We start from the raw sequence: 7,177 nt of genomic DNA on the forward strand, positions 1-7,177 counted from the left end.
CCCGAAGAGGCCCCCTGCGCAGGCGCAGGGGGCCTCTTCTCGTCCTCTTCGGGTCCCGCAGCTACTGGATCTCGCGCAGCACGTCCAGGATCTCGGCCTTGCCGGGGGCGGCCTGCAGCCGCTCACGGAAGCCGGTGTCCATCAGCTTGCGCGACAGCAGCGCCAGGATCCGCAGGTGCTCGTCCCCGGCCGCGGCCTCCGGTACGGAGATCATGAAGACCAGCCGGGCCTTCGTCCCGTCCAGCGCGCCCCACTCGATGCCCTCGTCGGACCGGGCGAAGCCCACCGTCGGGCGGGTCACCGCGTCCGTCTTGGCGTGCGGGATGGCGATGGACTCGCCGAGGCCGGTCGTGCCCTGCGCCTCCCGGGCCAGGGCGACCCGTACGAGCTCGTCCACGTCGGTGACGTTGCCGGTCGTGGCCAGCATCTCCGCCATCTCGCGGATCGCCGCCTCCTTGGAGTCCGAGGCCAGCTCCGTCTTCACGGTCTGCTCGGATACGTACCCGGACAGCACCTCGGGCCGTCCGGCCGCGGGCACCGCAGCCGCGGCCGGCTGCTGGGCCCGTGCGGCCGTCCCGACTGCTCCCGCACCCGCACCCGCGGCGACGGCCGCGCCGCCGCCCACGGGGGCGCCCGCACCGACCAGGGCCGGCTCGGGCGCGAGGACCGCGGAGCCGGCGCCGGAGGCCACGCCGTCGCGGCGCTGCTTGAACTCGATCAGCGCGTTGGTCGTCAGCGCGGTCACGACCGCACCGGCCGCGATGGCCACGAAGAACATCGCGACGCCGCTGATCGCACCGAACAGCGAGACGATCGGACCGCCGTGCGGCACCGAGTCCTGGACCCCGGCTACACCGGCGATCGCACCGGCCACCGCGCCACCGAGCATGTTCGCGGGGATGACCTGGGCGGGCCGGGCCGCGGCGAAGGGGATCGCTCCTTCGGAGATGCCGAAGAAGCCCATGAACAGGGCGGCGAGCCCGGTTTCCTTCTCCTCGTCGCTGTAGAGCTTGCGGCGCAGCAGCGTGGCCAGACCCTGGCCGAGCGGCATGACGGGGATGGCCGCGGCGGCCATGCCCATGACGTGGTTGTTGGTGCCGATGAGGCCGACGGCGACGAGGAAGGCGGTCTTGTTGACCGGACCGCCCATGTCGAAGGCGATCATCAGACCGATCAGGGTGCCCAGCACGATCGCGCTGGAGCCGGTCATCCCGTTCAGCCAGTTGGTCAGGTTGGTGAAGACCCAGGAGATCGGCTTGCCGATCACGTAGATGTAGAACAGGCCCAGGGCCACCGTCGACACGATCGGGATCACGATGATCGGCATGATCGGCTGGATGACCTTGGGGACCTTGACCTTCTTGATCCACACGACCAGATAACCCGCGAGGAAGCCCGTCGCGATGGCACCCAGGAAGCCGGCGTTCGCATCGGCCCCGTAGATGTGCACGGCGTCCGCGGCGAGGAAGCCGCCGATCATGCCGGGTACGAGGGCCGGCCGGTCGCCCAGCGCGTAGGCGATGTAGCCGGAGAAGATCGGCAGCATCAGCGAGAAGCCGGTCACGCCGAGCTTGTTGACGTAGAACCAGAAGGTCCCGTCAGGGATGACCAGCCCGCCCTTGGCGTCCGCGTGCCCGCCGAGGGACAGGGAGATGGCCAGCAGCAGACCGCCCACGACCACGAACGGGATCATGTGCGAGACGCCGTTCATCAGCGCCTTGTACGCCTGGCTGCGCTGCTTGCCGCCGCCCCCGCCGCCGCCCGCGACCGCCGAGGTCCCGACCTGCACCGGCGCGCTCTGCGCGCGCTGGATCAGCTCCTCCGGCTTGTGGATGCCGTCCGCGACGCCCGTCGACAGCACCCGCTTGCCGGCGAACCGGTCGAGGTCGACTTCCTTGTCGGCGGCGATGATGACGGCGTCCGCTTCCCTGACATCGTTGTCAGAGAGCACGTTCTCGGCCCCGATCGAGCCTTGGGTCTCCACCTTGATCGAGATGCCGAGACGGTCGCCGGCCTGCTGGAGCTTCTCCGCGGCCATGTACGTGTGCGCGATACCGGTGGGGCACGCGGTAACGGCGACGATCTTCACGGACTTCCGCCCGCTCGCGTCCACGCCTTCGGGAGGGCCTGCCGGACTGGTCACTGGAATCTCCTCACGACACATGCGTAGTCCTGCCGGGATCGCGCGTACAACCCGACCCAACGGCATCGTCGCGCATGTAAGGGGTGGATCAAAAGTCCGAAAGGCCCTGAATTCTTCGCCGTAGGCCCCGAACTCCAGCGGCGACTTGCCTTCAGGTCACCTGGGCCGCGCTCCGCCGATCGGTGTAGCTTGGTCATCAGTGTCAGGCGTCGCTGCTGATGGCGGTCGGGCGGTCTTCGAGACCGGCCGAGGGGAGAGAGGACCCCCGACGGACTGAGCGGCATGTGCGCCGTCCCACGGACGGTGCGCGGCTCAGCCGTACCCACCTCTCTACAGCACGAGGAGCAGCACACCCATGACTGCCGCTTTCACCGACTTCAAGGTCGCGGACCTCTCCCTCGCCGTCTTCGGACGCAAGGAGATCACCCTCGCCGAGCACGAGATGCCCGGCCTCATGTCCATCCGCCGGGAGTACGCGGCCACCCAGCCGCTCGCCGGGGCCCGTGTCACCGGCTCCCTGCACATGACCGTGCAGACCGCCGTCCTCATCGAGACCCTCGTCGCCCTCGGCGCCGACGTCCGCTGGGCCTCCTGCAACATCTTCTCCACCCAGGACCACGCGGCCGCCGCCATCGCGGTGGGCCCGAACGGCACCGCGGAGAACCCGCAGGGCGTTCCCGTCTTCGCCTGGAAGGGCGAGACGCTGGAAGAGTACTGGTGGTGCACGGAGCAGGCGCTGACCTGGCCGAACACCCCCACCGGCGGCCCGAATATGATCCTCGACGACGGTGGCGACGCCACCCTCCTCGTCCACAAGGGCGTCGAGTTCGAGAAGGCCGGCGCCGCTCCGGACCCGTCGACGGCGGACTCCGAGGAGTACGCCAACATCCTCACCCTCCTCAACCGCACCCTGGGCGAGGCCCCGCAGAAGTGGACGCAGCTCGCGTCCGAGATCCGCGGCGTCACCGAGGAGACCACCACCGGTGTCCACCGTCTCTACGAGATGATGGCCGAAGGCACCCTGCTCTTCCCGGCGATCAACGTGAACGACGCCGTGACGAAGTCGAAGTTCGACAACAAGTACGGCTGCCGCCACTCCCTCATCGACGGCATCAACCGCGCCACCGACGTCCTCATCGGCGGCAAGACGGCCGTGGTCTTCGGCTACGGCGACGTCGGCAAGGGCTGCGCGGAGTCGCTCCGCGGCCAGGGCGCGCGCGTCATCGTCACCGAGATCGACCCGATCTGCGCCCTGCAGGCGGCCATGGACGGCTACCAGGTCGCGACGCTGGACGACGTCGTCGCGACGGCCGACATCTTCATCACGACCACCGGCAACAAGGACATCATCATGGCCGCCGACATGGCCAAGATGAAGCACCAGGCCATCGTGGGCAACATCGGCCACTTCGACAACGAGATCGACATGGCCGGTCTCGCGAAGATCGAGGGCATCGTCAAGGACGAGGTCAAGCCCCAGGTCCACACCTGGAAGTTCCCCGACGGCAAGGTCCTCATCGTCCTGTCCGAAGGCCGCCTCCTGAACCTGGGCAACGCCACCGGTCACCCGTCCTTCGTGATGTCGAACTCCTTCGCGGACCAGACCCTGGCCCAGATCGAGCTCTTCACCAAGCCGGCCGAGTACCCCACCGACGTCTACGTGCTCCCCAAGCACCTCGACGAGAAGGTGGCCCGCCTCCACCTCGACGCCCTCGGCGTCCGCCTCACCACCCTGCGCCCGGAGCAGGCCGCCTACATCGGCGTGGACGTCGCCGGCCCGTACAAGCCGGACCACTACCGCTACTGATCCCGCCGATCCCTCGGGATCAGCAGCACGCAGTCAGCACCCACGCAGCACCCACGCGTCAGGCCCCCGGCATCCGTGCCGGGGGCCTGCCCCGTACCCGCCCGAAACCCAGGAAGACGCCCATGCCCCGAGGCCGCTACGCGCTCCACGACCCGCACGACCACACCCCCCTCGGCGAGGAGCACTTCCACTGCGCCCCGGGCCCCTCCGGCTGGCGCTACGTCTCCCAGCTCACCGCGCCCGACGGTGCGCACCGCGGCTCCGTCGACCTGGCCGTCGACGAACTGGGCCGCCCCATCCGCCTCGAGGTCAACGCCTCCAGCTGGCAGGTCCGCGGCGCCGCCATCGACGGGATCACCTGGGTCCGCACCGACCCCGCCGGAGCCGAAGCCACCGAGGGCAACGTCCCCGGGGCCGCCGGCTTCACCGGCACCTCCCCGGCCTTCCTCGTCGCCACGGCCCGGCTGCTGCGGCTGACCCCCGGCGCACCCGCCACCCGCGTCCGCCTCGTCGCCCTGACCGACCCCGTCCTGGCGGCCCGTACGACCGACCAGGCCTGGGCCCTCCTGGACCGCGCGGAGCACCCCACGGACAGCGGCCCGCTCCTGGTCGACGAGTACCGGGTCACCGCCCTGGACACCGGCGAGGTCCACACGGTCCACATCGCCGGGGACGTGGTCCTCTCGGCCCCCGGCATCGAACTCGAACACCTGGAGACCCCGCCGTCGGCCTTCCCCGACTAGCTAGGTCGGCGGCGCGAACCCGGTCGCCTTCGGCGGCTCCACGGGCAGGGGTACGGGTACGGGCGCCACCGAAGCCAAGGGAACCGCTACGGGCGCCACTGCCGGCATCACCACGGGCGCGGGCTGCCCGTACGGAACGGGGGCCGCCCCGGGAGGCGGCTGCTGCCGGAAGGCCCGCGCGGCGTCCCGCGACTGCCGCTCGTGCACCACGGCCATCAGGAACGCGGCGGCGGGCACCCCGACCGGCGGCGGAGCCCCCGTACGCGCCACCAGATCGTCCGCGAGCCGGGCCGCCATCGAGGCCCCCACCTGCGGATCCAGCTGGTCCATGCGCGTCAGGTACTGCCGGATCGCCAGCCACAGCCCGTCCGGCACCGCGGACAGGTCCAGCCCGCCGAACCGCCCGGCCAGCCACGGCGGCGGCGGAGGCACCGGCATCACCCGCGCCCCCGGCACCCGCTCCCGGATGACCAGCGTCCCCGCGAACACGTCCCCGAGCCGCCGCCCGCGCTCGGAGAACAGCGAGGCGATGCACGCCACCGATCCGAAGGTCATCAGTAGTTCGAAGACCCCGAAGGCCCCGCGCACCAGCGCGTGCCGGAAGCGGATCGGCCCGCCGTCGTCGCGCACCACGCGCAGCCCGCACGCCAGCTTGCCCAGCGACCGCCCGTGGCTCAGCGTTTCCACCGCGATCGGCACGCCGACCATGACGAGGACGAACGAGGCCACCGACACGGCCGCCCGGGCCGCCCCGTCCAGCGAAGCGGTGGCCAGGACCAGCGCGACGGAAATCAGCAGGTACCCGGCGACGTACACGACCAGGTCGAGCAGGATCGCCAGCGCCCGGCTCGGCAGCCTCGCCGGCCGCAGCCCCAGGACGACCGCGTCCCCCGTCACCAGATCGCTCACCGACGCACACCCTTCACGTGACCTGCCCCGCCCCATCGGCCTCCAGTCTGCCAAGCTGACGAAGCAAGCAGTAGGAGAAACCGGTAGGGACCAGGGGCAGGGGAGCGCCAACCGCATGGATCTCGACGTCTTCGTTGCGGCCCACCAGGCCGAGTGGGCCCGCCTGGAACAGCTCCTGGGCCGGGGCCGCCGCCTCACGGGTGCCGAGGCCGACGAGCTCGTCGCGCTCTACCAGCGCACGGCCACCCACCTCTCCCTCGTCCAGTCCAGCACCCCCGACCCGATGCTCACGGGCCGCCTGACCCAGCTCGTCGCCCGCGCTCGCGCCACGGTGACGGGCACCCGCCGCTCGGGCTGGCGCGACGCGGCCCGCTTCTTCACGTCGGGCTTCCCGGCCGCCGTCTACCTCGCTCGCCGCTGGTGGATACCCACGGCGCTGATCTCCACCGCCGTCGGCGTGCTCGTCGGCTGGTGGATAGCCACCCATCCGGAGATCCAGAACGCGATCGGGGCTCCGGAGGACCTGAAGGCGATGACGAAGCCGGGCGGCGGGTACGAGACGTACTACTCCAGCCACCCCGCGGCCTCCTTCGCGGCCCAGGTCTGGACGAACAACGCCCAGGCGGCCGCGATCTGCCTGGTCCTGGGCGGCTTCCTGGGCCTGCCGGTCCTGTACATCCTGTGGCAGAACATGCTGAACCTCGGCGTGGGCATCGGCCTGATGTCCTCGGCCGACCGCCTCGACGTCTTCCTCGGCCTGATCCTTCCGCACGGCCTGCTCGAACTGACGGCCGTCTTCGTAGCCGCCGGTACGGGCCTCCGCCTGGGCTGGACGGTCATCGACCCCGGCCACCGCACCCGCCGCGTGGCCCTGGCCGAACAGGGTCGCGCCGCCCTCGGCATGGCCATCGGCCTGGCTGCGGTCCTGTTCCTCTCGGGCCTGATCGAAGGCTTCGTCACCCCCTCGGGCCTGCCCACGTGGGCCCGCATCACCATCGGCGTGGCCGCCGAGGCGGCCTTCCTGCTCTACGTCTACGTCCTGGGCGGCCGCGCGGCCCGCGCCGGCGACGTGGGCGACGTGGAACGGGCCGACCAGACGGCGACGCTCCCCACCGCGGCCTGATGTGCGTACGAGCATGCTGAGCTGCTAGTCTCCTCGTCGTCCCGCAAACACCGTTGACACGGCGGCTGCGGGGAGGTAGATTCGAACGGTTGCCTCGAACTGGACAAGTTCGGCAGCGATGGTTTAAAGTCTTTCTCGCCCCCAGGAATTGAATTCCAAGCGGGCACATCCAACTCTTCATTCAGGAAACTGAAGCCGGGAAATCCGGTGGAAATCTTCTGATAGAGTCGGACTCGCCGGAAAGGGAAACGCGAAAGCGAAGAACTGGAAGGCGGAAAACAAGCGAGACAGACTCTGATAGAGTCTGAAACGCAAGAACAGAATGAAAAGCCCGGAGGAAAGCCCGAGAGGGTGAGTACAAAGGAAGCGTCCGTTCCTTGAGAACTCAACAGCGTGCCAAAAATCAACGCCAAAAGTTGATACCCCGTCCATTTCGGTGGATGAGGTTCCTT

Annotated in this window: 6 protein-coding genes; 3 read left to right on the forward strand and 3 right to left on the reverse strand. The window is 69.9% G+C overall.

Annotation, left to right across the window (positions count from 1 at the left end; all coding sequences use genetic code 11):
• Nucleotides 1-61: 61 nt before the first annotated feature.
• Nucleotides 62-2,143, reverse strand: a complete 2,082-nt coding sequence (locus tag ACFVX6_RS00885; RefSeq protein WP_389686551.1) for a fructose-specific PTS transporter subunit EIIC — start codon at nucleotides 2,141-2,143, stop codon at nucleotides 62-64.
• A gap of 355 nt (nucleotides 2,144-2,498) precedes the next feature.
• Here ACFVX6_RS00885 and ahcY point away from each other — a divergent pair, with 355 nt between their 5' ends.
• Together ahcY and ACFVX6_RS00895 are read left to right on the forward strand one after the other, a co-directional pair.
• Nucleotides 2,499-3,950 (forward strand): adenosylhomocysteinase, encoded by a 1,452-nt coding sequence (ahcY, locus tag ACFVX6_RS00890; RefSeq protein ID WP_389686553.1) that lies wholly within the window; start codon nucleotides 2,499-2,501, stop codon nucleotides 3,948-3,950.
• Between the two features lie 122 nt (nucleotides 3,951-4,072).
• Nucleotides 4,073-4,693, forward strand: a complete 621-nt coding sequence (locus ACFVX6_RS00895) for a hypothetical protein (protein ID WP_389686555.1) — start codon at nucleotides 4,073-4,075, stop codon at nucleotides 4,691-4,693.
• Here ACFVX6_RS00895 and ACFVX6_RS00900 read toward each other — a convergent pair whose 3' ends face one another.
• Complete coding sequence (locus ACFVX6_RS00900) at nucleotides 4,694-5,602, reverse strand: RDD family protein (protein ID WP_389686557.1); 909 nt, start codon at nucleotides 5,600-5,602, stop codon at nucleotides 4,694-4,696.
• Nucleotides 5,603-5,717: 115 nt separating this feature from the next.
• Between ACFVX6_RS00900 and ACFVX6_RS00905 the strand changes: the two genes are divergently transcribed.
• Nucleotides 5,718-6,725, forward strand: coding sequence for a stage II sporulation protein M (locus ACFVX6_RS00905; protein WP_389686559.1), 1,008 nt, complete (start codon nucleotides 5,718-5,720; stop codon nucleotides 6,723-6,725).
• 177 nt (nucleotides 6,726-6,902) lie between these two features.
• Here ACFVX6_RS00905 and ACFVX6_RS00910 read toward each other — a convergent pair.
• Nucleotides 6,903-7,177: hypothetical protein (locus tag ACFVX6_RS00910; RefSeq protein WP_389686561.1), on the reverse strand; the 275-nt coding region annotated here is incomplete at its 5' end.

This window comes from Streptomyces sp. NPDC058289, assembly GCF_042880975.1.
GTDB lineage: Bacteria > Actinomycetota > Actinomycetes > Streptomycetales > Streptomycetaceae > Streptomyces > Streptomyces stoeckheimensis.